Consider the following 25,680-nt stretch of genomic DNA (forward strand, 5'->3'; position numbering starts at 1 on the left):
TCATTTACAAATTTAACGGTTAAAATCAGGAATATCACGTAAAAACGTATAATTATCTTCGGTACTATTTGTTTTGCAATAAAAATGATTTAATCCGTTAGTAACCATTAAATAATTTGCATCTAATTGCATATTGTAACGTGCAATTTGGTCAAAAGTAGCTTGTGTAATTGTTATTTCTGGAGCTTTACATTCTACCAAAATGTTAATGTTTCCATTTGGTTTAAAAACAACAACATCATATCTTTTTTTTAAGTCATTAATTACCAGTTGTTTTTCTACATTAATAAGGCTAATTGGGTATTTTTTTTGATGAATAAGATGATGTACCACATGTTGCCTAACCCATTCTTCAGGTTGTAAAACCACAAACTTTTTTCGTATTACATCAAAAATATAGACTTTATTTTCGCTATTTTTGAAACGGAAGTTGTGCGTGGAAAAATTTAGCTTCTGCATACTGCAAATTTGATGATTTTTTTTAAATGGACGAAGTAAAAAAACTAATCTCCGATATAAAAAACGGAAACGTAAAACCTATATATTTTTTAATGGGAGAGGAGTCTTACTATATAGATAAGATATCTGAATATATTGAAAAAACTGTGTTAACAGAAGAGGAGCGTGGTTTTAACCAAATGGTATTGTATGGTAAGGATGTAACTATAGATGACATTGTTTCTAATGCCAAGCGTTACCCAATGATGGCAGAAAAGCAAGTTGTAGTTGTAAAAGAAGCGCAACATTTATCTAGAACAATAGATAACTTAACAAGCTACGCTAACAACCCACAACTAACCACGGTACTGGTAATTTGTTATAAGTATGGTAAGTTAGATAAGCGTAAAAAATTGTATAAAGCTGTACAAAAAACTGGTGTTTTGTTTGAAAGTAAAAGTTTGTATGAAAACAAAGTCGCAGACTGGATAATGAAAGTGTTAAAAGGCAGTGGTTATACAATTACACCTGTTGCTGCACAGTTGCTTGTAGAGTATTTGGGTACCAGTTTAAGTAAAATTAATAACGAGTTAGAAAAGCTAAAAATAGTTATTACAAAAGATACGCAAATTACACCTGCAACCATAGAGGAACATATTGGTATTAGTAAGGATTTTAATAATTTTGAGCTTAAAAAGGCAATAGGCGAGCGTAATACTTTAAAAGCAGCGCGTATTATAAACTACTTTGCACAAAACCCAAAGGATAACCCGTTTGTGGTAACAGTAACCGTGTTGCATACTTATTTTACACAAATACTACAGTACCACGGATTAAAAGACCATTCTAAAAGCAATGTAGCTAAAGTGTTGGGTGTAAATCCATATTTTGTTAATGAATACCAAACAGCAGCCAGAAATTTTCCAATGAAAAAAGTTAGTGGAATAATATCTGCTTTACGAGATTTAGATTTAAAGGGGAAAGGTGTAGGTGCCTATAATATGTCTCAGGCAGACTTACTAAAAGAGCTTTTGGTAAAAGTTTTTTAATTATTTACCGTCTACACTAAATCTACCAGGACCTAAAAGAAATATAATCATAAAAAACAGAAGGTAAAGTACAGCCATTTCTTTTACACTAAAAGGATCTGCAGCGTGTTGTACAAATGCAGCAATTAACATTGTTACAGCAGCTGGTACAGCAAACCATCTTGTTTTGTACCCTAATATTATAAAAATTGGACATAAAACTTCACCAATTACCGCTAAAAATAAAGAAGGGCTAGCTCCTATACCAATTGGGTCTGGAAATTTTATTTCATCGCCACTAAAAAAGTTTTGTAATTTAGGTATTCCGTGTGTAAGCATCATTGCAGATGGCGCAATACGCAAAAGCGCCAATCCTATATTTGTCTTTATATTATCTCTCATTCTATTTGGCTCCGGGGATATAAATATCTATGTATTCCAAATTTAGAAATATTTTTTTAATACACGAAAAATAACAACTAATAAAAGAATAAAATTAGACAAAAAGTGTTATTTACAACAATTACCTAAGTTTTGGAAAACTGCTAGGATTAGCTTCATGCATTATATCGTATATTTTTTCAAATATATCTTCTGCATTTGGCTTAGAAAAATAGTCACCATCTGTTGCATATGCAGGTCTATGGGCATTAGCAGTTATTGCTTGTGGCATACTGTCTAAATACTTGTAAGCTCCTTGTTTTTCTGTTATTTCTTGTAGTAAATAAGCAGAGCATCCTCCTGGTACATCTTCATCAACAACTAGTAATCTGTTGGTTTTTTGCACACTTTTTACCACATCATGATTAATATCAAAAGGTAGTAAACTTTGAGCATCTATTACTTCTATATCTATTCCAACCTCTAACAATTCTTTTGCTACTTGTTGTACAATACGTAGTGTAGACCCATAAGATAATACGGTTATGTCTGTACCCTCTTTTACCGTTTCTACAACTCCAATAGGAGTACAGTGTTCTCCTAAGTTAGCTGGCTTATCTTCTTTTAATCTGTAGCCATTTAAGCACTCTATTACCAAAGCAGGCTCATCAGACTTTAATAAGGTGTTATAAAAACCTGCGGCTTTAACCATATTACGCGGTACAAGAATATGCATACCTCTTAACAGGTGTATAAAACCACCCATTTGTGATCCAGAATGCCATATACCTTCTAATCTGTGTCCTCTAGTTCTAATTATTAAAGGAGCTTTTTGTTTACCAACAGTACGGTATAGTAGTGTTGCTAAATCATCACTTAATGTTTGCAATGCATACATTAAATAATCTAAATATTGAATTTCTGCTATAGGTCTTAATCCTCTTAAAGCCATACCAATTCCTTGGCCAATAATAGTAGCTTCTCTAATACCAGTATCTGCAACTCTATGTTCTCCGTATTTAGCTTGTAAGCCCTCTAGTCCTTGATTTACATCTCCAATAGCACCAGCATCTTCACCAAATATTAAAGTGTTAGGGTTGTTCCCAAAAATGTGATCAAAATTATCTCTTAGTATTACTCTACCATCTACAGATTCTGGGTTTTCATCATAAACTGGTTTAACCTCTTCTATATTTGTAGCTTTGTTAGGTAAATTACTATATAAATGAGAGCTGTACTTAGGTTGCATTTCATTTAAATAGTTTGTAATCCAGTTTGTTAAAGCCTGTTTCTCAGGTGAGTTTTCACCAATTAAATAACGTAAAGCTTTTCTGGCACTAGATGCTAAATCTCTTTTAATTGGTTCTTCTATTGCAATTAAATCGTTTTTAATTTTTGCAATAAAATTTTTGTTAGGGCTTTTGCTAGCAGCATTATCTAAAACAACAACTAAAGCTTTTTTTTCTTCTTTATTAGGGTTAATAAATTCTGCCCAAGCTTCTTTTTTGGCAGTACGTACTTCCTTTTTAGTTTCTTTATCTATAGCGTTCAGTTCTTCTTCTGTAGCTATATTATTTTCTATAATCCACTCTTTAAAACGTTTGTTACAATCGTTTTCCTTTTCCCACTCTAGTCTTTCAGGAGATTTGTATCTTTCGTGTGAACCAGAAGTAGAGTGCCCTTGAGGCTGTGTTAATTCTTTTACGTGAATAAGTACAGGAACGTGTTCTGTTCTTGCAATTTCAGAAGCATTCTCGTAAGCGTGAATTAATGCGGTATAATCCCAGCCGTTAACTTTTATAATTTCATAACCCTTATTATTTTCATCTCTTTGAAAACCTTTAAGAATTTCAGAAATATTTTCTTTTGTAGTTTGGTGTCTTGCGTGTACAGAAATACCGTAAGCATCATCCCATACACTAATTACCATAGGTACTTGTAAAACACCAGCAGCATTTATAGTTTCAAAAAAGTGTCCTTCACTTGTGCTTGCATTACCAATTGTACCCCAAGCAACCTCATTACCGTTGTTAGAGAAGTTTGTAGTGTCTATGCCAGAAACATTTCTGTAAATTTTAGACGCTTGTGCCAAACCTAATAACCTAGGCATTTGCCCAGCAGTAGGAGAAATATCTGGACTACTATTTTTTTGTTCTGTTAAGTTTTTCCAACTACCATCTTCGTTTAAACTATGTGTACCAAAATGACCACCCATTTGTCTACCGGCACTCATAGGGTCTTTGGTAATATCTGTGGTAGCATATAAACCATGAAAAAACTGCTTAGCGTTTAATAAACCTAAAGCCATCATAAAAGTTTGGTCTCTATAGTACCCACTTCTAAAATCGCCGTTTTTAAAAGAACGTGCCATTGCTAATTGTGGAAGCTCTTTACCGTCACCAAATATTCCAAATTTAGCTTTACCAGTTAAGACTTCTCGTCTCCCTAACAAGCTGCACTCCCTACTTAATACGGCTATTTCATAATCTTTAATGATTTGCGATTTAAAATCGTCGAAAGAAATATCGTCTTTTGTTTGTGGTTTTACGCTCATAGCTTACGAAGTTATATTTCTGCAAAAGTACCAAATTTGATTGGTTTTTGCAATAGCTATTAGCGATATGTTATTGAATATTTATCAAAATAAGGTGTAATTGGGTGTTTTAAATTATGAAATACTTAAAATATTTACCTTAAAATGACAATTTGCTATTTAATTAAAACCATTTTCTTGTAAATAACCCAGTTAGGGACTTTGGGCTTAAAGTAACAATAAAACGTATTTTTTCTCCGTAATTTGGTTGAGACACTTCCCATCCATTATTAGAATACATAGGAAAAAATAGCTCAAAATAATCTGTTACTAAGTTTAAACGTATACCAGCATCATACACAAAGCGTGCTTTAGAGCCTTTGTTTTTTAAGTAGCCAATATCTCCGTAAGCTTCTATCCACCTATAAATATTGGTACTTGCGTTTGTAGTAGCTATCCAATCATTAGCAAAGGGGTTATCTAATTTAGATTTAAATCCTCCTTCTGCAATAATTATTTGTTGGCTATAAATACCAGAAGATGCTGATCTACCTAAATAAGAGTAATCAAACAAATAATCTGTAGGTCTGTCTAATGCATAACTAAAATAGTCATCATCAGTTTTATTGTTTATAAACTTACCAGCAAAAAACCTTAAATTAAATTGTCTGTTATTTTGAAAAAGTTTGCGATATTCTAAGTCAAAAGAAAGTTTAGAAAATTTGCCTGCATATTGTGCATCTACAAACCAAGATAAATAATTTATTAAGTCGTTATTTGTATCTCTAAATCTTGCATTTAAAACACTATAATCTGGCTCTAGCTCATTAGCTTCTACAAAAGTTGGGTCAAAATCACGAAATACATTTATATAGCGTACAAAAAGACTTTGACCTCTGTTAGATCTTAGGTCTTTTGGTCTCCACGCTAGTCCAAAAGAAGGAGTAATGGTAGAGTATCTAGAGTTTTTTTGAAAATGAAATGTAGAAAAGCTTAAAGAGTATGTACTTAAAAATAAGTTTTTATTTTTATGCTGATCTCTAATTGTAAAGTTTCCAGAACCAACAAAAGCATTTTCCTTTGTTGCATAACCTGGGTTTAGTGCAAATACAAATGGCCTATCTAGTAACGTTTTGTTGTGCAGTTTTAAAATAGGTGTAAAGCCATCATAAGCATTAAACCTCATTTCTGGATTGTAAAATATTTGGTTATAGTATGGGTTTTCTGCATCTTTAAAAAACTGTAATCTTAACTTTTTGTTACTAGCTAAAAAGCCTTTTAGAGATTTCCAGTTGTCTCTTTGGTTGTACTCTGGTATTTTTTTATCGTAGTTTAATACCAACTTATCTTCTCCGTTTCTTGGTATAGTTACGTTTTTTTGAGTTACTACATTAGATACCCAATATTTAGATACTATAGAATCATTTTTTAAACCAAATAAGGAAATAGGAAGATTTGTAGATGTTTTATTTTTAATTGTAACAGTTAGTGAGTCTTCAGTTTTTTCAATTTTTTTAATTTTAAAATCTATTCTATCATTGGTAGATATAAACTCATTAAAAAACCAATTTATATCTTTATTGGTAGATTTTTTTAAAATATTTTCAAAATCATTAGTAGTAACTTTTTGTTGGTTGTATTTTTTGTAAAATTCCTTAATACTTCCTTTTACATTATTATAACCAATATATTCTGATAAATAGGTGAGTCCTAAGCCAGATTTATAACTGTTTGCTATTCGTTGATTAAATTTTATTAAAGAATCGTTAGATGCTGTTAATGGTTGATCTAGATTTTTTCTGCTGGTAAGCATAGACATTAAGGCGTACTGATCATTAAAATCATACTTAGAAATTTCAAAACTTCTAACTCCCCATATTTTTGAAAACTTACCCAGTAATTTTTGACCATTGTAAAACTCATCTACATACGTAATCATTAAATAATTAACTATAGCATCTGTAACCCATTTTTCTTTTCTGGGGTTTAAATATACACTCTCATTTAAAATTTTATAAAGTGTAGTTTTTAATAGTTTTAGTTCATAACTAAAGGCTTCTGAGTAAGGAACTATAAAAGAAGGTAGTTGGTTAATGCCGTATAATGGGTTCTTTTTATAATCTAACTCACTTACTAATATTTTCTTATGTGGGTATTCTCCTAAATTATCTTTTATATATTTGGCAACTTTATTAATAGAAATTCCTTGTAAAATTTCGGGGTATTTTGAAGCTTTAAAATCGGTTTCTATTGTAAGGTCTGGAGTAATATGGGTAATAAATTCTTTTTGATTACTTAGAATTACTTCGGCACTTTTTCTGTTTTCTCCATCAATAACTATTGTTTTATTCCCGTTTAAACTGTATTCATTAGTTTTATTAAGGTTTGTAGTAACGTAATAGTCTTTATTTATAGTTAAGTAGAGTTTGGTTGTTGTAGCATCTGTTTGTAAGTCCTCTAGGTTTTTGTTAGAGTAAAGGTTCCATTTGCCATTGTAGGTTGCAGGTGTTAAATACCAGTCTTTTAGGTAGTAAGTACTATCATTACTATAACCAAAATTAGTGTATTTGTTTGGTGGTAACTGTACTTTGTAATTTATTTTTAGTGTTAAGGTAGTATCTGGAGCTAGTGGTTTATTAAGTATAAACATCACTATGTCTTTACTTTTTGTATGTTTGTTAGCAAGTGTGTTACCTTTATTGTCCTTGGCTTTAATAATATTTGTGTAGCCTCTTTCTTTAGGTTTTGCTAAATGTAAACTTTTTTTAAATTCTTCAGAAAAACGTTTTGCTAAAGCTGTTTTTTTGCTAGAATAGGCGTTAGGCCAATCGTTAAAATATAAAACCTCTAATGTATCTTTTGATGTGTTTTTATAGTTAAACTCTTGCTGAATAGAAATTTCATGACAAGATGTATCTAAAAAAGCATTTATAATAGTTTTGTGTTGCGCACGTAATTGTACACAGTTTAGGAAAAGTATTCCTATAACTGTGTATATTACATTTTTCTTTATTTTAAATGCTGTCATACTTTAATTAGAAGTTAGGACTAAGATCATGTCCTTTGTAGAAGGCATCAATTATTTCTACAACTTCGTCTGCAGTATCTACTATTTTAATAAGATCTAAATCTGAAGCACTAATATTACCCTCACCAAGCATTGTTTCTTTAACCCAATCAATTAAACCAGTCCAGAAGCTAGTACCAACAAGTATAATTGGGAATTTTCCAATTTTGTTAGTTTGTATTAGTGTAATGGCTTCAAAAAGTTCATCTAAAGTTCCAAATCCGCCAGGCATTACAACAAAACCTTGAGAATATTTTACAAACATTACTTTTCTAACAAAAAAGTAGTCAAAGTTTATGCTTTTGTCATGGTCTATATATGGATTGTCATGCTGTTCAAAAGGCAATTCTATATTTAAACCAACAGATGTGCCACCTGCTAAGTGAGCACCTTTATTACCAGCTTCCATAATACCTGGTCCGCCACCAGTAATAACACCGTAACCAGCTTCTGCAATACTTTTTGCTACGTCTACAGCTAGTTCATAATATTTAGACCCCTCTTTTGTACGTGCAGACCCAAATACAGAAACACAAGGTCCAATGGCACTCATTTTTTCAAATCCGTGTACAAATTCTCCCATTATTTTAAAAAGTGCCCAAGAGTCGTTAGTTTTTATCTCGTTCCAGCCTTTAGGGTGTTTTTCTCTTCTCATTTTATTCTATTTTATTAGCAGCAAACGTTATTCTGTTTGCAATATTTTTAATGTTATAATTCTTTTTTAAGAAACTTTGCAGTGTAACTTTTTTTATCCTTAATAATTTCTTCTGGTGTTCCTTTTGCTACCAATTTTCCTCCGCCACGGCCACCTTCATAACCAATATCTATAATATAATCTACCATTTTAATTACATCCATATTGTGTTCAATAACTAAAACTGTATTTCCTTTGTCTACTAATTTGTTTAAAACTTCCATTAGTACACGAATATCTTCAAAATGCAATCCTGTTGTAGGCTCATCTAAAATATAAAAAGTATTACCTGTATCTCTTTTAGATAATTCTGTAGCTAACTTAATACGTTGTGCTTCACCACCAGATAATGTAGTAGATTGTTGGCCAAGAGAAATGTATCCTAAACCTACATCTTGTATGGTTTTTAATTTGCGATTAATTTTTGGGATGTTTTCAAAAAAAGTAACAGCTTCATTAATTGTCATTTCTAATACATCTGCAATAGATTTTCCTTTGTATCTAATTTCTAAGGTTTCTCTATTAAAACGTTTGCCATTACAGGTTTCACAATCTACGTAAACATCTGGTAAAAAGTTCATTTCTATAACGCGTAGACCTCCACCTTGACAAGTCTCACACCTTCCGCCAGTAACATTAAAACTAAAACGACCTGGTTTGTAGCCTCTAATTGCTGCTTCTTGTGTTTTAGCAAATAAGGCTCGTATTTCTCCAAAAACACCTGTATATGTTGCTGGGTTAGAACGTGGAGTTCTGCCAATTGGTGATTGGTTAATATCTATTACTTTATCTATATGCTCTAAGCCTGTAATTTTTTTATACGGCATTGGTTTTTTAACACCGTTAAAATAGTAAGCATTTAAAATAGGGTAGAGGGTTTCATTAATTAAGGTAGATTTTCCACTGCCTGAAACTCCTGTTACTCCAATCATTTGACCTAGAGGAAATTCTACTGAAACATTTTTTAAATTGTTACCTGTACAACCCGTAAGTTTTATTTTTTTACCATTTCCTTTTCTTCGTTTTTTAGGAACGGAAATTTCTCTCTTACCTGTAATATAATCAGCAGTAAGTGTATTGTAATTTTTTAAATCTTCAGGTTTACCTTCAGAAATTATTTGTCCGCCGTGCTTGCCCGCTTTTGGTCCAATATCTATAACGTGGTCTGCACGCTCTATCATATCTTTGTCATGTTCTACTACAATAACAGAGTTTCCTATATCTCTTAAAGCCTCTAAAGATGCTATTAAACGCTCGTTGTCTCTTTGGTGTAACCCAATACTTGGTTCATCTAAAATATATAAAACACCTACTAGTTGAGATCCTATTTGTGTGGCTAAACGTATACGTTGTGCCTCACCACCAGATAAAGATTTAGAGCTTCTGTTTAATGATAAATAGTCTAAACCAACATTTAGTAAAAATTGTAGCCTAGTTTTTATTTCTTTAATGACTTCTTCAGCAATTTTAAGTTGATTTTTAGTGAGCTTTTTATCAACCTTACTAAAAAACTCTGCCAAGTCAACAATATCCATTGTTGCTAAATCTGCAATATTTTTATCATCAAATTTAAAATATAAAGATGCTTTTTGCAGTCTAGAGCCTTCACAAGTAGGACAAACAACTTTGTCCATAAACTCTTTAGCCCAACGTTTAATAGGAGCAGAGTTAGCCTCGTTATATTGGCTTTCAATAAAATTAGAAATACCCTCGTATTCAATTTTATAGTTTCGTTTTATGCCTAGTGTTTTAGAATCTACCTCAAAACTTTCATTACCACCATTTAAAATAACTTCTATAGCCTCTTCTGGTATTTTAGAAATAGGATCTGTTAATTTAAAATTGTAACGCTGAGCAATAACATCTAACTGTTTAAAAGCCCAAGAATTTTTAAACTTACCTAATGGAGCAATACCACCATCCTTAATAGATAACTTAGTATCTGGAAAAATTTTAGATGTATTAACTTGGTATTTATGACCCAAGCCATTACAGCTAGGGCACATACCCTTTGGTGAGTTAAAAGAAAATGTATTTGGTTCTGGTTTTGGGTAAGATATACCTGTGGTAGGGCACATTAAATCTCTACTAAAATAGCGAGGTTCTTTTTTACCTTCTTCCAAAATCATTAATACATTATCACCACTATACATTGCTGTATTTATGGTTTCTGTAATACGTTTATCTAGGTCTGCGTTGTCTGATATTTTTAACCTGTCTATAACAATCTCTATATCATGTACTTTGTAACGATCTAATTTTAAACCTTTAACAATGTCTACAATTTCGCCGTCTACTCTTACTTTTACAAATCCTTGTTTAGCAATTTGCTCAAACAACTCACGGTAATGACCTTTTCTAGATTTAATAACAGGAGCAAGAACGTTTATTTTTTTGTCTTTAAAATCGTTTATAATAAGCTCCTTTATTTGAGCATCACTATAACTAACCATTTTTTCTCCTGTGTTGTAACTATGTGCATCTGCTGCACGAGCAAAAAGGAGTCTTAAAAAGTCATATATTTCGGTAATTGTACCTACTGTAGATCGTGGAGACTTTGACGTTGTCTTTTGCTCTATGGCAATTACTGGCGATAATCCATCTATTTTATCCACATCTGGACGCTCTAAACCACCTAAAAACTGACGAGCATAGGCAGAAAAAGTTTCTATATACCTACGTTGGCCTTCTGCATAAATAGTGTCAAAAGCTAATGAAGACTTACCACTACCAGACAGGCCTGTAATAACAACAAGCTTTTCTCTAGGTATGGTAACGTCTATATTTTTAAGGTTGTGCACACGTGCACCTTTTACCTCTATGTTTTCTTCGTATGTAATCATTTACTAATTTGGCAAAGTTGCTAAGTTACGATTTTGGATTTTAATTTAATAATTGCGTCTATTTAGTTTTTGTTAATTAGTACTGTAATTATATTTTAGCAGCATTAACTAAAAAAATACAACAATGCAATTATTAGGAATAGGCTCTAGAATACAACATAATGAATTAGGAAAAGGCGTGGTAACCAATGTTACAAGTAAACATTATTGGGTTACTTTTATAGAGAATGGTTTAGAAACTATAGATATAGATTCTGATTTTGAGGTTATTGAAGCTGTAGAGGATGAAGTAGACAGTGTTAGTTTTTCTGATGTAGAAAACTCTTTAATAACAATATTAAGAAAATGGAGTGATGCATCTAGCATAACGCCAATTGCAGATAAATGGAAAAAAGGAACGCTTGTATTAGAGCCAGGAGATGGCAAATCATCAAATAAGGAAATACCAATTGATACTTTTTTTCATAAAATAGTTATGGTGCGTGACAGAATTAGAGTAATGGAGCAAAAAATTAATGCTAGTAAAAACCTTGTAGATCAAGAAAAAGTAGATTTACAACAATATATTACGCGTATTTACGGTAGTTTTACTTCTTTTAATGTGTTATTTAAAAGTAAAGAAGATCAATTTGTAGGTGAGCGTAGTAAATAGAGAATTAATATAGAAAAAATAAAAGCCCAAACTAAAACATAGTTTGGGCTTTTAATCTGTTAATCTGCTAATTTTAAATTAGTTATTCTTTTTCGAAGAAATATTCGTAAATATCTATTTCTACACCATCATAAGAATCAGATTCTGTAATTTTTAAAGTAGAATTAGAAATATCTAAAGGACCATCTAGGCCTAAATCACCAAATTCGTATGTTTCAGATTCTATTTCATCACCATAATCAAACACATCAGAAAAAATAACTAAAGTAAGTCTGTTTTCCTCCTCATTGTATGCCCACTTACCTGTAGATTTATACGTGAAATCTGATTCTTTATAGATAACCTCGCAAGCAGCTTCACTTTCTTGATAGTTTAAGTATTTCTCAGCTTGAGAAGTATTTAATTCGTAAGTTCCATCATTGTTAAATTTTAGCTGAATAGAGTTTAATATATCACACTCATCAACAGAATATTCTTCGTTACAGATGTTGTTAGTAAAAGATTCACAATCTTCCTCGGTAACTTTTATTTCTCTTCCGTTTTCAATTTGTTTTGTGTAGTTCCAAGTACCAACTAAATCACTATTACCTCCCCAGGCTTCAACGGTTACACAAACCTCTGTAGGTTCACTAATATTACCTTCACCATCATACAAACAAATAACATAACAGAAAGTACCTGCTGTAACAGTTTCAGCTAAGTTTACTTCAATAATAGCATCGTTTTCTTTACCTGCAGATTTTCCTTTTAAAAAGCCTCTACTTTTTTTAGTTTGTTCGCCTTTACCAGAAACATAAATCTCAGATCTAGGAACATCAAAATAAGAATCTGCCGTTCCGTTTTCATCCTTTAATTGTATGTAAACGCCAGTATAATTTGATGCGGAATTAAATTCAATTTCAAATCCGTTTTTCTGAAAAGCAGATTGTTTGCTGTAATCCATAGTAAACTCTAAACCACCTGTAGGAGTTAGGGTTCCTGTTTTTTTAGTAGCTCCTTCTATAATAAGTGCAGAACTTACGCTGTTTATTTCTAAAGGTTCATCTTCCTGAGCATTAATTTCTGCATCATTATTTTTAGAAGATGAGTCATCATCAGATGAACAAGAGAAAAAATTTAGTGCTAAAAAGCACACAATCATAATGTTAATTTTTTTCATTATAAAAATTGATTAAGGTTATAAGTTAGATAAACGAATGTAGTACTAATTTAGTATTTATACGTAAGGTATTTCGTATATTTTAAGTAGTGTAAGTGTATAAATAAAAAAGCCCAAACTAAAATATAGTTTGGGCTTTTAATCTGTTAATGTATTGATTTTAAATTAGTTATTCTTTTTCAAAATAGTACTCATAAATATCATCTTCTAAACCAACATTTTCAAATAATTCTTTTATTATTAATGAAGATCCAGAAACTGTAGCTTCTCCTTCAATATCTAATGCACCATTCTCGTAAACATAAGATTCTTCTTCGTTATTATAAGTTTCTGTTTCAGAAAAAGCAACTAAAGTAAGCTGGTTCTCTTCCTCATTGTACGCCCATTTTCCAGATGTATCTGAAGAAGATTCATCATTGTTATAAATAACTTCACAAGCTTCATCACTATCTATCCAATTTATATTTTTATCAGAAAATGAATTATTATATGTAAATGTTCCATCACTATTAAATTTTATTTTTAAAAAATTTATGGTAGAACATTCGTCAACAATTACTTCTTCATTACATAAAGTATAGTCAAAAGTAAAACAATCCTCTTCATTCACTTTTACTTCATCACCATCCGAAATTTCTTTTGTAAAGTTCCAAGTACCAACTAAATCACTATTACCACCCCAAGCTTCAACTGTTACACAAATCTCTGTAGGTTCACTAATGTTACCCTCACCATCATACAAACAAATAACATAACAAAAAGTACCTGCTGTAACACTTTCGTCAAGGTTTACTTCAATAGTAGCATCGTTTTCTTTACCTGCAGATTTTCCTTTTAAAAAGTTTCTATTCTTTTTAGTTTGTTCTCCTTTACCAGAAACATAAATCTCAGATCTAGGAACATCAAAATAAGAATCTGCCATTCCGTTTTCATCTTTTAATTGTATATAAGCGCCAGTATAATTTGATGCGGAATTAAATTCAATTTCAAATCCATTTTTTTGAAAAGCAGATTGTTTGCTGTAATCCATAGTAAACTCTAAACCACCTGTAGGAGTTAGGGTTCCTGTTTTTCTAGTAGCTCCTTCTATAATAAGTGCAGAACTTACGCTGTTTATTTCTAGAGGTTCATCTTCCTGAGCATTAATTTCTGCATCGTTATTTTTTACAGATGAGTCATCATCAGATGAACAAGAGAAAAAATTTAGTGCTAAAAAGCACACAAGCATAATGTTAATTTTTTTCATTATAAAAATTGATTAAGGTTATAAGTTAATTTAACGCTATAAGAGATGTTTTAGTATTGTTTTTGTAGGTATTTACATAGATAAGTTATTAAAAAATTGGATTTATTCCATTTTTGCAATGGATTTATTCCAAAATAACTATATTAGCGTATGGGAAATGATTATAGTATAGAGGTAAAACGGTTTACAGAGGTACGTAGAGACTTAGGTTTTACTCAAGCAGAATTCGCAAAATTATTAGGAATATCTAGTACAACAGCAGATATAGAACGAGGACGAACTAAACTTTCTGGTAAAGTTGTTACAGAACTATTAAAACAATTTAAAATTAATCCGCTATGGCTTTTTGGAGAGGGAAATCAGAAATACCTATCTGCTACAGCAAATAGTGTAATTCCAAAATTTGTTACAGTAGATGCAGAAGACAACGAGAATATGGTGTTGGTAAATGCTAAAGCTGCAGCTGGTTACCCACAAAATATACAAGATGCTAGTTGGTATAAGCAATTGCCTGCTTTTGATTTGCCCATTCCGGAATTTAGAAATGCAACCTATAGAGGGTTCCAAGTAGAAGGTGATAGTATGTTGCCTAATTTATACCCTGGAGAGTGGGTTTTGGCTAAAGCAACAGAAAGTTTAAATGACATTAGTGCAAATAAAATGTATGTAGTTGTTTTGTATGATGCTGTATTGGTTAAAAAAATAGAAAAAGTACCTAATAGTAATTTTGTATCCTTAATTTCTTTAAATGAAACGTATCCACCATACCAAGTGGCAGCAGACCAAATACAAGAACTTTGGCAAGTAAATAGTAAAATTTCTTTTGGTTTAGATACAACCACAGAAAAAGGTTTGTTAAAAGAACTGCAGCAATCTATGGAGGAGTTAAAGAAAAGAATTAAGTAAAATAACTACGCCATACCTTGCATGGCTAAATAGGTAACAACCCATACAATTACAGAAGAAAAGAAAATGCCAATGGTGTTAGCTAAAAAAGCTTTTTTTCTTTCTATTTTAAATAAATAAGTAGCTATTGTACCTGCGTATACACCTGTACCAGGTACCGGTAGCATAACAAAAAATATTAATCCCCAAAAGCCGTACTTTTTAATCTTATCTCCAGATCCTGTTTTTGCTTTTCTGGCAACAAATATTGCTCCTTTTTTATATACACGCCATTTTAGTAAATAATGATTTATTTTATTTAAAAAAAATAACATCACAGGAAAAACAAGCACGTTAGACGCAAAGCATAAAATAAAAACAACGTAAATGTTTAGCCCGTTGTACATACCATAAGGAATACCAACTTTGGCCTCTCCAAACGGAGACAAGCTCCATAACATTGCTATAATATATTTTATAATCACTCTTGGTTAGGTTTTAATTTGCAAATCTAACATTCCACTTTTAATATTAACTTATTATAAACATAAAAAAATATTAATTTTTAAAATCAAGATCGGTTTAATAACGGTCTATTAGTCGTAATATTATTTTATTCATACAAAACGTTTTTATGCTTGGTTACTTTTCTTTTATTAAAAAAATAAGTTAAATGCATAAAGGAAATACTATATTTATTTGTGATGCTCTTTATTTTTTATTACCATAGCTTTATAGTGAAATATGTATCAAACAGCATTAAGTCCAACATACTACTGTTACACGTATATTTTATAGAAATTTAGGTATGAGTGAGAGAAAAGAGAAGAATAGTCTAAATGTAAAAAAACAAAATCATAATTATTTTAATATAGCAACAGGTTTTAAAGCATATTTACCCGCAATACTAAGTTTTGTAATACTCCTTATAGGTATTGCTTTAGATTACTTTAATAGTACTCCATATTTTAAAGGATGGTATAGATTAGTTTGGTATACATTAGCATACTTACCAGTAGGATTACCAGTTTTAAAAGCAGGGTTTAAAAGTATTCAAAAAGGAAATTATTTTACAGAGTTTTTATTAATGTCTATAGCTACAATAGGCGCTTTTGCTATAGGTGAGTATCCAGAGGGTGTAACTGTAATGCTTTTTTATACCATAGGAGAGTTATTTCAAGGAGCAGCAGTAACTAAAGCTAAAAGCAATATTAAAGCGCTATTAGATATTAGACCAAAAGAGGCGTTAGTACTTAGAAATAGTAGTTATGTAAGTGTAAAACCAGATACTATAAAAATTGGAGAAATTATAAAGGTTAGATCTGGAGAAAAAATACCTGTAGACGGTATTTTGTTATCTAGCAATGCATCTTTAAACACTGCAGCTATAACAGGAGAAAGTAAACCTTGTAATATAGGTAAAAACTCTGCCGTTTATGCAGGTAGTATAAACTTGCAAAATGTTATAGAAATTAAGTCTACTAAAGAGTTTAAAAACAGTTCTATAGCTCGTATCCTAAACTTGGTACAAAATGCTACAGCTCGTAAATCTAAAACGGAATTATTTATTAGAAAATTTGCAAAAATATACACGCCAATAGTAGTTTTTTTAGCCGTAGGGCTTACGCTTTTACCTTTCTTTTTTGTAAATGATTATGTTTTTAGAGATTGGCTGTACAGAGCATTAGTTTTTTTAGTTATTTCTTGCCCTTGTGCATTAGTAATATCTATTCCTTTGGGGTATTTTGGTGGACTTGGAGCAGCTTCTAAAAACGGAATTTTGTTTAAAGGAGCATCTTTTTTAGACATCATTGCAAAAGTAAATACTTTAGCAATGGATAAAACAGGTACAATTACCAAAGGTGTTTTTAAAATTCAAGAAATAAAAGCACTATCTATTAATGAACCAGAAATGATGAAATATATGCTTGCATTAGAGGCTTCGTCTACGCACCCTATAGCAAAAGCATTATTAGATTATCCTTTAAATGAAACTTTTAATGCAATAAAAATTAAAGAAATAGCAGGTAAAGGAATAAAGGGTATTGTAAATGAAAAAAGAGTGTTGGTAGGCAATGCAGCGCTATTGTTAGATTATAAAATAGATGCATTAACAGAAATTGAAGATATAGTTGAGTCTAGTGTATTAATTGCTATAGATGGCCAATTTGTGGGTTACGTAATTATATCAGATGAAATTAAAGAAGATGCTAGAGAGACTATTTCTGAGGCTTATAAAATTGGAGTTAAAGATTTTTATATGTTTTCTGGTGATAGGGAGTCTATTACTAAAAATGTAGCTAAGCAAATAAATGTATTACGTGCTAAAGGTGGTTTGCTGCCAGAACAAAAGCTAAAAGAAGTAGAAGAATTAATGAAAAACCCTAAAGCTACAGTGGCTTTTGTTGGAGACGGTATTAATGATGCTCCTGTGCTAGCAGTTAGTGATGTTGGTATTGCAATGGGTGGTTTAGGTAGTGATGTAGCTATAGAAACTGCAGATGTTATTATACAAACAGATCAACCATCTAAAATTGTACAAGCCATAAAAATTGGCAAGTCTACAAAAACAATTGTATGGCAAAATATAGCACTAGCTTTTGGTGTAAAACTTATTGTATTGCTTTTAGGTGCTGCTGGATTGGTAACTATGTGGGCAGCTGTTTTTGCAGATGTGGGTGTGGCATTATTAGCTATTTTAAATGCTGTAAGATTACAGCGAATGAAATGGTAAAAAACTAGAGATTAGTATATGAAAAACATAGAAGAAATTACACCTTTTAAGGTTACTACTAATGAGTTGAGCTTAGGTGTAATTACTGCATTAGAAATGAAAAACGGAATATCGGTAAAAAACAGTATTTACTGTAAAAAACAAACATTAATAGCTAGTTATGTTTATGATATAGATGGTGGTTATAATCTGGTATATACAATTATAGATAACAAGGGAAAAGCAGAAAACTTTAAAGAAGAAGATGGGGTTTTGCCAACATTATTTTTTAGTCCGTCTTTAGAAAATTACGTGTCTGTTGTTCCTTACCACCCAAACAAACAATTAGAAATTAGTATTCCGATTTTTAATAGAGAAGAAACTAAATTACCAAAAGGGAATAGACCTTTTACGGGTAAATTTATAGGGGTTTCTAATCAGTTTTCAATTTTTTATGACGTAGATATTTGGAATGATAAAGAACCAGATAAACTTTTAGCAATAGAGTTTAAAAATAATATACTTAAGAAAAAACATAATATAAAAGTTCCTTTACCAAGAAACAATAAAATATTTATACAAAATAATGAAATTCATTTGCTCTCTAATACCAGAACTACTTGGTTGCACAGACAAATAGATGAAAAAGGTAAAGAGATAAGACGCAGAGAACTACAAGCTTCTACCAACTTTTATAGAGAAATTATTAGTTTATCTTTTGAGTCTAACTCTTATGTTTTAACCCAAGAAAATGGGAAACTAAGTATAGAAACAATAACAGTTGATGCTATTTGTACGTCTAAAATATTAGCAGATATTAAAGATGATTTATTTAATACGTGGCAACCAGAGAAAATTAGTAATAACACTTGTGTTATAAGGTTTAATACAGAATTTGGTAATGGTTGGTTTACTATAAGGGGCAACGAAATTCTAGAACTTTTTTATAGTAAAGATGTTAAAGGATTTAAAGACTTAATTAGTGGCGAGGTTATAGAGTTTAGCTACTCTAATTTAATTATATCTAATATTAATAAAACAAAAGATAACGGCTATGCAGTTGTTTTGTATCCTGTGGTAGAGCGTAAAGAAAAGAATAAAGAAATGTTTGTATTTCAAAGGGTTTTGGAGTAATATAAATAAGAGTACTTTTATAGTCTACAAATTAGTTATGGAACAAAACTTTAAAACATATCTTTTTGATAAAATGGGGGTAAGTACTGTTGCTTTTAAGCAATTAGAACCTCATATAAAAACTAAAAAAGTACTAAAAGGAGAACAACTTTTAAAAGCAGGAGATGTTTGTAAGCATACATTTTATGTAGAAAAGGGTGTTTTACGCCTATATGGTTTAGATGAAAATGGTAAAGAAAATATTCTGCAATTTGGTACAGAAAATTGGTTTGTTACAGATAGAGATAGTGTGTATTTTAAAGAACCATCAAACTATTATATAGATGCTTTAGAGGACACAACTGTAATACTGTTAGATGAAGATTTTGTAGAGCTTGTGGCCGATTTAAATCCATCTTTTAGAAAAAAAAATGAAAAATTATTACACAACCATATTCGTCATTTAAACAGAAGAATACATTTACTTTTAGGGGCTTCTGCTAAAACAAGGTATTTAGAGTTTATAAAATTATATCCAGATGTTTTGTTGCGTGTACCACAATGGATGATAGCATCTTACTTGGGTATTACACCAGAGAGTTTAAGTAGAATACGTAAAGACTTGGCAAAGCAAAACTTTACCAAGTATTAAGTATATGTTTAAAAAACCATAGGAACCTCTATTAATAGTACTTTACTATTTTTACTAGCATTTATAGCTATATTGTCTGTTTCCCATAAACCAATACCATCACGTTTACTCAATTGCTCACCTTCAATACTAACATTACCTTCTAAAACAAAAGCATATACACCATTGTCTTTTTTGTTTAAAGCATAGCTTGTAGTAGTATCTTCTGTAAAAGTACCTAAATTAAACCAGGCATCTTGGTAAATCCACACACCAGCATCATTAGCATTAGGAGATAATATTTGATATAACGAGTTCGGTTTTTCTAGCTCTTTTAAGGATATTTGATCATATCTGGGCTTAACATTAGTTTTATTAGGAATAATCCAAATTTGTAAAAATTCCACAGCCCTGTCTTTATTTTTGTTGTATTCACTATGCATTATTCCGGTGCCAGCACTCATTACTTGTATGTCTCCTTGCTTTATAATTGTAGCGTTTCCCATATTATCTTGGTGCTGTAAGTCGCCTTTTAATGGTATAGATATTATTTCCATATTTTGGTGTGGGTGCGTACCAAAACCTCTACCTTCACTTACAGTATCATCATTTAATACACGTAATGCTCCAAAATTCATACGTTCTGTGTTTTGGTAATTGGCAAAGCTAAAAGAGTGGTAGCTGTTTAACCAACCGTGATTAGCGTGTCCTCTTGTATTTGCTTTATGTATTACTGTTTTCATAATTACTTTTTTAATCTTCTAAATAACCAAATTTACCCATATTAAAATCGTTTATAGCTTGTGCAATTTCTTCTTTAGTGTTCATTACAAACGGACCTTGGGCTGCTATAGGCTCGTTAATTGGTTCGCCACTAAGAACTAAAACAATTGCTTGTTCTGTTGCTTTAATTGTAAAATCTTTCCCTGTATTTTCAAACAACGCAAAATGGTCTGTAGTAACATTTTCTTTATTATTTACAACTACAGAGCCTTCTATAACCAAAATTGCTGTGTTGTAATTCGCAGGAAAACTAAAGAGCGCTTCTTTATTGGTATTTAACTTAGCATTAAGCATATGCAAGGGAGTAAAGGTACTTGCAGATCCTTTTGTGTTTTTATAATTACCAGCAATAACTTCTATTGTACCAGCATTATTATCCAATATATGTTTGTTAATATCATCATTAGAAAAACCTTGGTATTTAGGTTTGCTCATTTTGTCTTTAGCAGGCAAATTTACCCATAGCTGTACCATTTGAAACTCGCCACCTGTTTTGCTAAACTCTTTTTCATGATATTCTTTATGTAAAACGCCAGATGCTGCTGTCATCCACTGTACACCACCTTGACCAATAATACCGCCGCCGCCGCTACTATCATGATGCGCAATTTTACCTTTGTAAGCAATTGTAACAGTTTCAAAACCTCTATGCGGATGCACACCAACACCTTTTGGAGTATCTGAAGGAGGAAAGTTGTATTTAGAATTGTAATCTAACAATATAAACGGACTCATACGTTCCATATCTAGCCTAAAACCGCTTGGGATAAAATTATGAACTCTAAAACCATCACCCACAAAGTGTGGAGTTCTTGGTGCTGCAATAAATTCTATATTTTTTGTGCTCATATTATAACTATTTGTAACAAAATTACACAGGTATGGTAAAAAGTACATTGATGTATGATAAGAAACAAATAAGCCTATATTTATTATCTTTTTACTTAAAACTAATACTTACTTTTGCTGCTTTATTTTTTATCCCTTTATTATGAGTAAATCATCTAATACAACCTTAATAATATTGGCTTTTTTCTCTATCTACGTTATATGGGGATCTACCTATTTATTAAATAAAATAGCAGTAACAGAGTTGCCACCTTTTATGTTAGCAGCTATACGTTTTATTACTGCAGGTATACTTGTATTTGTAATTAGTAAATTTTTAAAGTTTAAATTAAAAATAACAGCAAGGCAATTACTAAATACCATAATAGCAGGTTTTTTATTTTTAGCATTAGGTAATGGAGTAGTGGTTTGGGCTTTACGTTATGTAGATAGTGGCTTTGCTGCTTTAGAAATATCTGCGCAACCGTTAGTTGTTTTATTGTTAATGAGAATTTTTCAAGGTAAAAAAATACAACCAATGTCTATTGTAGGTGTTGTTTTAGGTATAATTGGTATTTACCTTTTGGTTAGTCAAAAACAAGTGGTAAATAAAGAAGGATCTTTGTTGGGAATGATAATGATTTTTGTGTGTATGGTAAGCTGGTCTAGTAGTAGTTTATTTGTTGCAAAGTCAGATTTGCCAAAAAATTACTTTGTAAATACAGGTTATCAAATGTTATCTGGAGGCTTCTTTTTGTTAATAGCAAGTTTTTGTTTTGGAGAAACTTGGTCTTTACCAACCCAGTGGCAAGGAAAAACACAAATGGCTATGCTATTATTAATTGTTTTTGGTAGTATTGTAGCGTTTACTTCTTTTAACTATTTATTAAAATTTGTTTCTCCAGAAAAAGTAGCCACTTCTACTTATGTAAACCCAATTATTGCATTGCTTTTGGGGTGGTATTTTTTAGATGAAACCATTACCATACAATCTGTTATAGCTGCAGTTGTACTTTTAACAGGAGTTTATTTTATTAATACCAAGAAAAAAATTATGATATTCTCTAGATTCTCTAACAGAATAGGAAAAAAGTCTTAGTTTTTACGATATCCCTATTTTTTTTAAAATTTGTGAATAGTTTTTTAGCTAATTATTCGTTAAAAACGCAGCAAAGAGCGTATTTTTGCAGCCCAATTAGATATGGATACTATGACGAAGACTGCTTTCGAACTACAAGAAAAGAAGACAGATAAAGAGCTGTATGACTACCAAAAAGGAGCTTTAAATGAAATTTTTGAGCGATTTGAAACAGCTCCAGATGACCATCACTTACTATACCAATTACCAACAGGTGGTGGTAAAACTGTTATTTTTTCTGAAATAGTTAGGCAATACTTAAAGCACCACCAAAAAAAGGTGTTAATAATGACACACCGTGTAGAGCTGTGTAACCAAACATCTAAAATGTTAGATAGTTTTGGTGTAATAAGTAAGGTGGTAAATAGTACTGCTAATTTAGATGACCAAGAAAGGTATAGCTGTTTTGTAGCAATGGTAGAAACACTTAACAATCGTTTGAATGACGATATGTTAGATATTTCTGATATTGGATTGGTTATTATTGATGAGGCACACTACAACTCATTTACTAAATTATTTAAGTTTTTTGATAAATCTTTTATATTGGGTGTCACGGCAACACCGTTAAGTTCTAATAAGAACTTGCCAATGAAAGATAATTATGATGAGTTAATTACTGGAGAAAGCATTGGTTCTCTTATAGAAAATGAGTTTTTGGCTCGTGCAGAAGTTCATCAATATAATATGGGGTTAACCTCATTAGAAATTGGTTCTAATGGAGATTATACTGTAAAATCTTCTGAAGATTTATACTCTAGTACTGCAATGTTAGATAAGCTTGTAGAAGCTTATAAAGAACACTCTAAAGGTAAAAAAACATTAATATTTAATAACGGTATTAATACATCTATACAGGTATATTATACTTTTAAAGATGCTGGTTTTCCTGTAATGCACCTAGATAATACAGCTACAAAAAAACAGCGTAAACAAATATTAAAATGGTTTAAAGAAACTCCAGATGCTATACTAACATCTGTAAGTATATTAACTACTGGTTTTGATGAACCTACTATAGATACCATTATCCTTAACAGGGCTACTAAGTCATTAACTTTGTATTACCAAATGATTGGTCGTGGTTCTCGTATACTTAATAACAAATCTAAATTTACAGTAATAGATTTAGGTAATAATTACCATAGATTTGGACCTTGGGGAGCAGATTTAGATTGGCAAACAATTTTTCATAACCCTAATTTCTATATGGATCGTTTAAAGAACGATGAAGAAATAGAAAGCACTTTTAAGCATGAAATGCCAGAAGAAATTCGTGAGCAATTTGCTAAGTCAGAAGAGGTTTATTTTGATATTAAAGAAACTTATGTAAATGCTGTTTCTGCAGGAGAATCTTCTAAAGTTGTATTGGAGCGTTCTATAGAGCAACATGCAAAAATTTGTATAGAAAATAGCGAAGATGTTTATGATGCTTTAGCCTTAGCTAAATTGTTAGATGTAGATATAGATTACCGTATACAAATGTATGCAAAGTGTATTAGTAGAAGTACTTATAATTTTTTAAGTTGGTTAAAGGACGATTATAAGAAGCGATTAACAGCTTATTTACGAGAGAATTTTGATAGAGATTTTGAAAAAATACACGGTTACCCGCCAGAAGAATAATTTTTATAAATAGTAAAATAACAAAAAGTGTTCAGTAGTAATTGAGCACTTTTTTGTTTTTAGTATGTATTGTTTGTAATAGTGCATAAAATGAAAAAGAGTCTTGTCGGCAAAAACAAGACTCTTTTTACGAGAACACTATATGAAAATGAAAATTTTATTCTATTTTAATTACACTACTAATATATATAGAGTATAAAGGTTTTAAAACTTTATGTTGTAAAAGAGCTCTTTTATGTGGTAAGCATAGTCTTTTTTGATGTAACAAATTTTACAGCGCTGTATAAATGCTTTTAAAAAGAGAATAATTAACCTTAAGCTAGTGTATTAAATAAAAAAAAGAGTCTTGCCGGCAAAAACAAGACTCTTTTGTGAGAACACTATATGAAAATGAAAAATTTTATTCTAACTAAACTACACTGTAAATATATAATCAGTATATAGTTTTAAAAATTTATTGTTGTAAACAGTACCTTATTTGTGGTTAGCACAAGTAAGTATGTTGTAGCGCTATTTTGCATCTATTTTATAGCCTTAACAATTCCGCCTAAAAAACCATTTAAATCAAAAATAGGGTAAGTAGCCAACCCTGTTCTAACAACTACTAAATTTTTAGATGGTACTATAAAAACATACTGTCCTTGGTATCCACTTGCATAGTACATATCCTTAGGAACATCTGGGAACCTACCTTCAGCATTTAGCCAAAAGTGTGCACCATAGGTACCGTTAGAGTGTGCTGTTGGTTTAGCAACATAATCTACCCAATTGGCATCAAAAATCCTTTCTCCGTTCCAATTTCCCTTGTGTAAATACAGTAATCCAAACTTAGCCCAATCTCTTGTAGTGGCCCATCCGTAAGAAGAGCCTACGTAATTACCCACCATATCTGCTTCAATTAACATAGAGTGCATTCCTATTTTATCTATTAAACTAGTGTAAGGAAAGTCTAAATACTCTTGGTGTGAGTTAAACTTCTTTTTAAGCAACCCAGATAATAGGTTAGATGTACCCGAAGAATAATTCCAAATCTCTGTAGGTTTGGCAATTGCATCCTTATTTTGTTGTACTAAAGACATATCAGACTCTAAAAAAAGCATTTTAGTAGCGTCAGATATTTCAGTGTAGTTTTCATCCCATTCTAAACCACTTTGCATACGTAGTAAGTGATTGTAAGTAATATTTTTTCTGTTATCATTTTTCCACTCAGGAATAGGAGCTAATTGGCTTACGTTTAATTTGCCGTTGCACTGTAATATGCCATATAGTGTAGATACAATACTTTTTGTCATAGACCAACCTAAAATTTTAGTGTCTTTAGTAAAGCCACCATCATATTGTTCTGCAATAATTTGGTCTTTGTATATAACAATTGTACTTCTTGTTTTTTGTACATCAGGATTAGAGAAGCCTAAACCTATTGCTTTTAATAACTTAGTGTAATCTATATTAGCAAAAACAGTATCTTTTTGTTTTTTATTACCGTAAGGAAAAGGCAATCCCGTGTTAGTAAAATCTCTATGCGGTTGTAATGTAAATTTAGTAGGGTCATAATCATCATTTACCAAAACAGCTCCCAAACCGTCTCTGTACACAGCTTTACGGCTCATTAAACCGTAGACAGAAGATGTGGCGCTTTTAGATTTATTATCTACCTTAGACTTGGCAAGTTTTATTAACGGAACGTTGTTATCTACCTTATTAATTGCTTCTGCAGTTCTGTTGGCAATAAAAACGTTAGATGCCATATTTTTTGCTGCATAGCCAGAAATCATATTAAGTTTAGGGTAGTTATAAACAACAGCTACAATTATAACTACCACTATAAGTAGTAAAAGTCTTTTTAAATTTTTCATATTAAAATTGGTTAATCTCTTTTTCAAAAATAGTAGATTTTGCTTAATACCATTCATTATCTTGCA

At 31.2% G+C, this 25,680-nt stretch carries 20 protein-coding genes; 8 read left to right on the top strand and 12 right to left on the bottom strand.

The features are described from left to right. Window positions 1–12 precede the first annotated feature (12 nt). Window positions 13–459, bottom strand: a complete 447-nt coding sequence (locus CELLY_RS13960) for a type I restriction enzyme HsdR N-terminal domain-containing protein (RefSeq protein ID WP_013622336.1) — start codon at window positions 457–459, stop codon at window positions 13–15. 26 nt (window positions 460–485) lie between these two features. Here CELLY_RS13960 and holA point away from each other — a divergent pair, with 26 nt between their 5' ends. Continuing rightward, the gene (gene holA, locus CELLY_RS13965) at window positions 486–1,487 is read left to right on the top strand and encodes a DNA polymerase III subunit delta (protein ID WP_013622337.1); all 1,002 of its coding nucleotides are present in this window, start codon (window positions 486–488) and stop codon (window positions 1,485–1,487) included. On the opposite strand, the gene CELLY_RS13970 is transcribed toward holA, so the two are convergent. The 5 genes from CELLY_RS13970 to uvrA form a co-directional block, all read right to left on the bottom strand. Next, window positions 1,488–1,868, bottom strand: a complete 381-nt coding sequence (locus CELLY_RS13970; protein WP_013622338.1) for a DoxX family protein — start codon at window positions 1,866–1,868, stop codon at window positions 1,488–1,490. A gap of 121 nt (window positions 1,869–1,989) precedes the next feature. Further along, window positions 1,990–4,401, bottom strand: coding sequence for an alpha-ketoacid dehydrogenase subunit alpha/beta (locus CELLY_RS13975; RefSeq protein WP_013622339.1), 2,412 nt, complete (start codon window positions 4,399–4,401; stop codon window positions 1,990–1,992). A 163-nt stretch (window positions 4,402–4,564) separates the two neighbouring features. After that, window positions 4,565–7,408 carry an aminopeptidase N gene (locus CELLY_RS13980; RefSeq protein ID WP_013622340.1) on the bottom strand — a complete coding sequence of 948 codons (2,844 nt, stop codon included), beginning with the start codon at window positions 7,406–7,408 and terminating at the stop codon, window positions 4,565–4,567. A gap of 7 nt (window positions 7,409–7,415) precedes the next feature. Beyond that, window positions 7,416–8,102: an LOG family protein gene (locus CELLY_RS13985; RefSeq protein WP_013622341.1), complete on the bottom strand. Its 687-nt coding sequence runs from the start codon at window positions 8,100–8,102 to the stop codon at window positions 7,416–7,418. Window positions 8,103–8,155: 53 nt separating this feature from the next. Continuing rightward, window positions 8,156–10,984 carry an excinuclease ABC subunit UvrA gene (gene uvrA, locus CELLY_RS13990; protein ID WP_013622342.1) on the bottom strand — a complete coding sequence of 943 codons (2,829 nt, stop codon included), beginning with the start codon at window positions 10,982–10,984 and terminating at the stop codon, window positions 8,156–8,158. Window positions 10,985–11,108: 124 nt separating this feature from the next. Here uvrA and CELLY_RS13995 point away from each other — a divergent pair, with 124 nt between their 5' ends. Next, window positions 11,109–11,636, top strand: a complete 528-nt coding sequence (locus tag CELLY_RS13995; protein ID WP_013622343.1) for a hypothetical protein — start codon at window positions 11,109–11,111, stop codon at window positions 11,634–11,636. An 82-nt stretch (window positions 11,637–11,718) separates the two neighbouring features. Here CELLY_RS13995 and CELLY_RS14000 read toward each other — a convergent pair whose 3' ends face one another. Both CELLY_RS14000 and CELLY_RS14005 read right to left on the bottom strand, forming a co-directional pair. Beyond that, window positions 11,719–12,795: a hypothetical protein gene (locus CELLY_RS14000; RefSeq protein ID WP_042257089.1), complete on the bottom strand. Its 1,077-nt coding sequence runs from the start codon at window positions 12,793–12,795 to the stop codon at window positions 11,719–11,721. Window positions 12,796–12,964: 169 nt separating this feature from the next. Further along, window positions 12,965–14,041 (bottom strand): hypothetical protein, encoded by a 1,077-nt coding sequence (locus tag CELLY_RS14005; protein ID WP_042257093.1) that lies wholly within the window; start codon window positions 14,039–14,041, stop codon window positions 12,965–12,967. A gap of 150 nt (window positions 14,042–14,191) precedes the next feature. Here CELLY_RS14005 and CELLY_RS14010 point away from each other — a divergent pair, with 150 nt between their 5' ends. Next, window positions 14,192–14,947 carry an XRE family transcriptional regulator gene (locus tag CELLY_RS14010; RefSeq protein ID WP_013622346.1) on the top strand — a complete coding sequence of 252 codons (756 nt, stop codon included), beginning with the start codon at window positions 14,192–14,194 and terminating at the stop codon, window positions 14,945–14,947. Window positions 14,948–14,952: 5 nt separating this feature from the next. Here CELLY_RS14010 and CELLY_RS14015 read toward each other — a convergent pair whose 3' ends face one another. Beyond that, a complete protein-coding gene (locus CELLY_RS14015; protein WP_013622347.1) occupies window positions 14,953–15,387 on the bottom strand; it encodes a COG2426 family protein in 435 nt (144 codons plus the stop codon). Window positions 15,388–15,734: 347 nt separating this feature from the next. Here CELLY_RS14015 and CELLY_RS14020 point away from each other — a divergent pair, with 347 nt between their 5' ends. Genes CELLY_RS14020 through CELLY_RS14030 form a run of 3 tightly spaced genes read left to right on the top strand, consistent with a single transcriptional unit; the run spans window position 15,735 to window position 19,404 of the window. Next, complete coding sequence (locus CELLY_RS14020; RefSeq protein WP_013622348.1) at window positions 15,735–17,660, top strand: heavy metal translocating P-type ATPase; 1,926 nt, start codon at window positions 15,735–15,737, stop codon at window positions 17,658–17,660. Between the two features lie 18 nt (window positions 17,661–17,678). Continuing rightward, complete coding sequence (locus CELLY_RS14025; RefSeq protein WP_013622349.1) at window positions 17,679–18,773, top strand: hypothetical protein; 1,095 nt, start codon at window positions 17,679–17,681, stop codon at window positions 18,771–18,773. A 37-nt stretch (window positions 18,774–18,810) separates the two neighbouring features. Further along, window positions 18,811–19,404, top strand: coding sequence for a Crp/Fnr family transcriptional regulator (locus CELLY_RS14030; protein ID WP_013622350.1), 594 nt, complete (start codon window positions 18,811–18,813; stop codon window positions 19,402–19,404). An 8-nt stretch (window positions 19,405–19,412) separates the two neighbouring features. On the opposite strand, the gene CELLY_RS14035 is transcribed toward CELLY_RS14030, so the two are convergent. Continuing rightward, the gene (locus tag CELLY_RS14035; protein ID WP_013622351.1) at window positions 19,413–20,126 is read right to left on the bottom strand and encodes a pirin family protein; all 714 of its coding nucleotides are present in this window, start codon (window positions 20,124–20,126) and stop codon (window positions 19,413–19,415) included. 10 nt (window positions 20,127–20,136) lie between these two features. Further along, window positions 20,137–21,015, bottom strand: coding sequence for a pirin family protein (locus CELLY_RS14040; protein ID WP_013622352.1), 879 nt, complete (start codon window positions 21,013–21,015; stop codon window positions 20,137–20,139). A gap of 142 nt (window positions 21,016–21,157) precedes the next feature. On the opposite strand from CELLY_RS14040, the gene CELLY_RS14045 reads away from it, so the two are divergent. Continuing rightward, complete coding sequence (locus CELLY_RS14045; RefSeq protein WP_013622353.1) at window positions 21,158–22,093, top strand: EamA family transporter; 936 nt, start codon at window positions 21,158–21,160, stop codon at window positions 22,091–22,093. Between the two features lie 111 nt (window positions 22,094–22,204). Further along, a complete protein-coding gene (locus CELLY_RS14050; protein WP_034643977.1) occupies window positions 22,205–23,758 on the top strand; it encodes a DEAD/DEAH box helicase in 1,554 nt (517 codons plus the stop codon). Window positions 23,759–24,279: 521 nt separating this feature from the next. Here the strand turns inward: CELLY_RS14050 and CELLY_RS14055 are convergent. After that, window positions 24,280–25,614 carry a serine hydrolase domain-containing protein gene (locus CELLY_RS14055; protein WP_042257098.1) on the bottom strand — a complete coding sequence of 445 codons (1,335 nt, stop codon included), beginning with the start codon at window positions 25,612–25,614 and terminating at the stop codon, window positions 24,280–24,282. Between the last annotated feature and the right edge of the window lie 66 nt (window positions 25,615–25,680).

The sequence above is a fragment of the Cellulophaga lytica DSM 7489 genome, from assembly GCF_000190595.1.
GTDB classification, from domain to species: Bacteria; Bacteroidota; Bacteroidia; order Flavobacteriales; family Flavobacteriaceae; genus Cellulophaga; species Cellulophaga lytica.

Coding starts and splice junctions, on each gene's coding strand:
- CELLY_RS13960 (WP_013622336.1), bottom strand. CDS start 459: ATGCAGAAGCTAAATTTTTCCACGCACAACTTCCGTTTCAAAAATAGC.
- holA (WP_013622337.1), top strand. CDS start 486: ATGGACGAAGTAAAAAAACTAATCTCCGATATAAAAAACGGAAACGTA.
- CELLY_RS13970 (WP_013622338.1), bottom strand. CDS start 1,868: ATGAGAGATAATATAAAGACAAATATAGGATTGGCGCTTTTGCGTATT.
- CELLY_RS13975 (WP_013622339.1), bottom strand. CDS start 4,401: ATGAGCGTAAAACCACAAACAAAAGACGATATTTCTTTCGACGATTTT.
- CELLY_RS13980 (WP_013622340.1), bottom strand. CDS start 7,408: ATGACAGCATTTAAAATAAAGAAAAATGTAATATACACAGTTATAGGA.
- CELLY_RS13985 (WP_013622341.1), bottom strand. CDS start 8,102: ATGAGAAGAGAAAAACACCCTAAAGGCTGGAACGAGATAAAAACTAAC.
- uvrA (WP_013622342.1), bottom strand. CDS start 10,984: ATGATTACATACGAAGAAAACATAGAGGTAAAAGGTGCACGTGTGCAC.
- CELLY_RS13995 (WP_013622343.1), top strand. CDS start 11,109: ATGCAATTATTAGGAATAGGCTCTAGAATACAACATAATGAATTAGGA.
- CELLY_RS14000 (WP_042257089.1), bottom strand. CDS start 12,795: ATGAAAAAAATTAACATTATGATTGTGTGCTTTTTAGCACTAAATTTT.
- CELLY_RS14005 (WP_042257093.1), bottom strand. CDS start 14,041: ATGAAAAAAATTAACATTATGCTTGTGTGCTTTTTAGCACTAAATTTT.
- CELLY_RS14010 (WP_013622346.1), top strand. CDS start 14,192: ATGGGAAATGATTATAGTATAGAGGTAAAACGGTTTACAGAGGTACGT.
- CELLY_RS14015 (WP_013622347.1), bottom strand. CDS start 15,387: ATGTTATGGAGCTTGTCTCCGTTTGGAGAGGCCAAAGTTGGTATTCCT.
- CELLY_RS14020 (WP_013622348.1), top strand. CDS start 15,735: ATGAGTGAGAGAAAAGAGAAGAATAGTCTAAATGTAAAAAAACAAAAT.
- CELLY_RS14025 (WP_013622349.1), top strand. CDS start 17,679: ATGAAAAACATAGAAGAAATTACACCTTTTAAGGTTACTACTAATGAG.
- CELLY_RS14030 (WP_013622350.1), top strand. CDS start 18,811: ATGGAACAAAACTTTAAAACATATCTTTTTGATAAAATGGGGGTAAGT.
- CELLY_RS14035 (WP_013622351.1), bottom strand. CDS start 20,126: ATGAAAACAGTAATACATAAAGCAAATACAAGAGGACACGCTAATCAC.
- CELLY_RS14040 (WP_013622352.1), bottom strand. CDS start 21,015: ATGAGCACAAAAAATATAGAATTTATTGCAGCACCAAGAACTCCACAC.
- CELLY_RS14045 (WP_013622353.1), top strand. CDS start 21,158: ATGAGTAAATCATCTAATACAACCTTAATAATATTGGCTTTTTTCTCT.
- CELLY_RS14050 (WP_034643977.1), top strand. CDS start 22,205: ATGACGAAGACTGCTTTCGAACTACAAGAAAAGAAGACAGATAAAGAG.
- CELLY_RS14055 (WP_042257098.1), bottom strand. CDS start 25,614: ATGAAAAATTTAAAAAGACTTTTACTACTTATAGTGGTAGTTATAATT.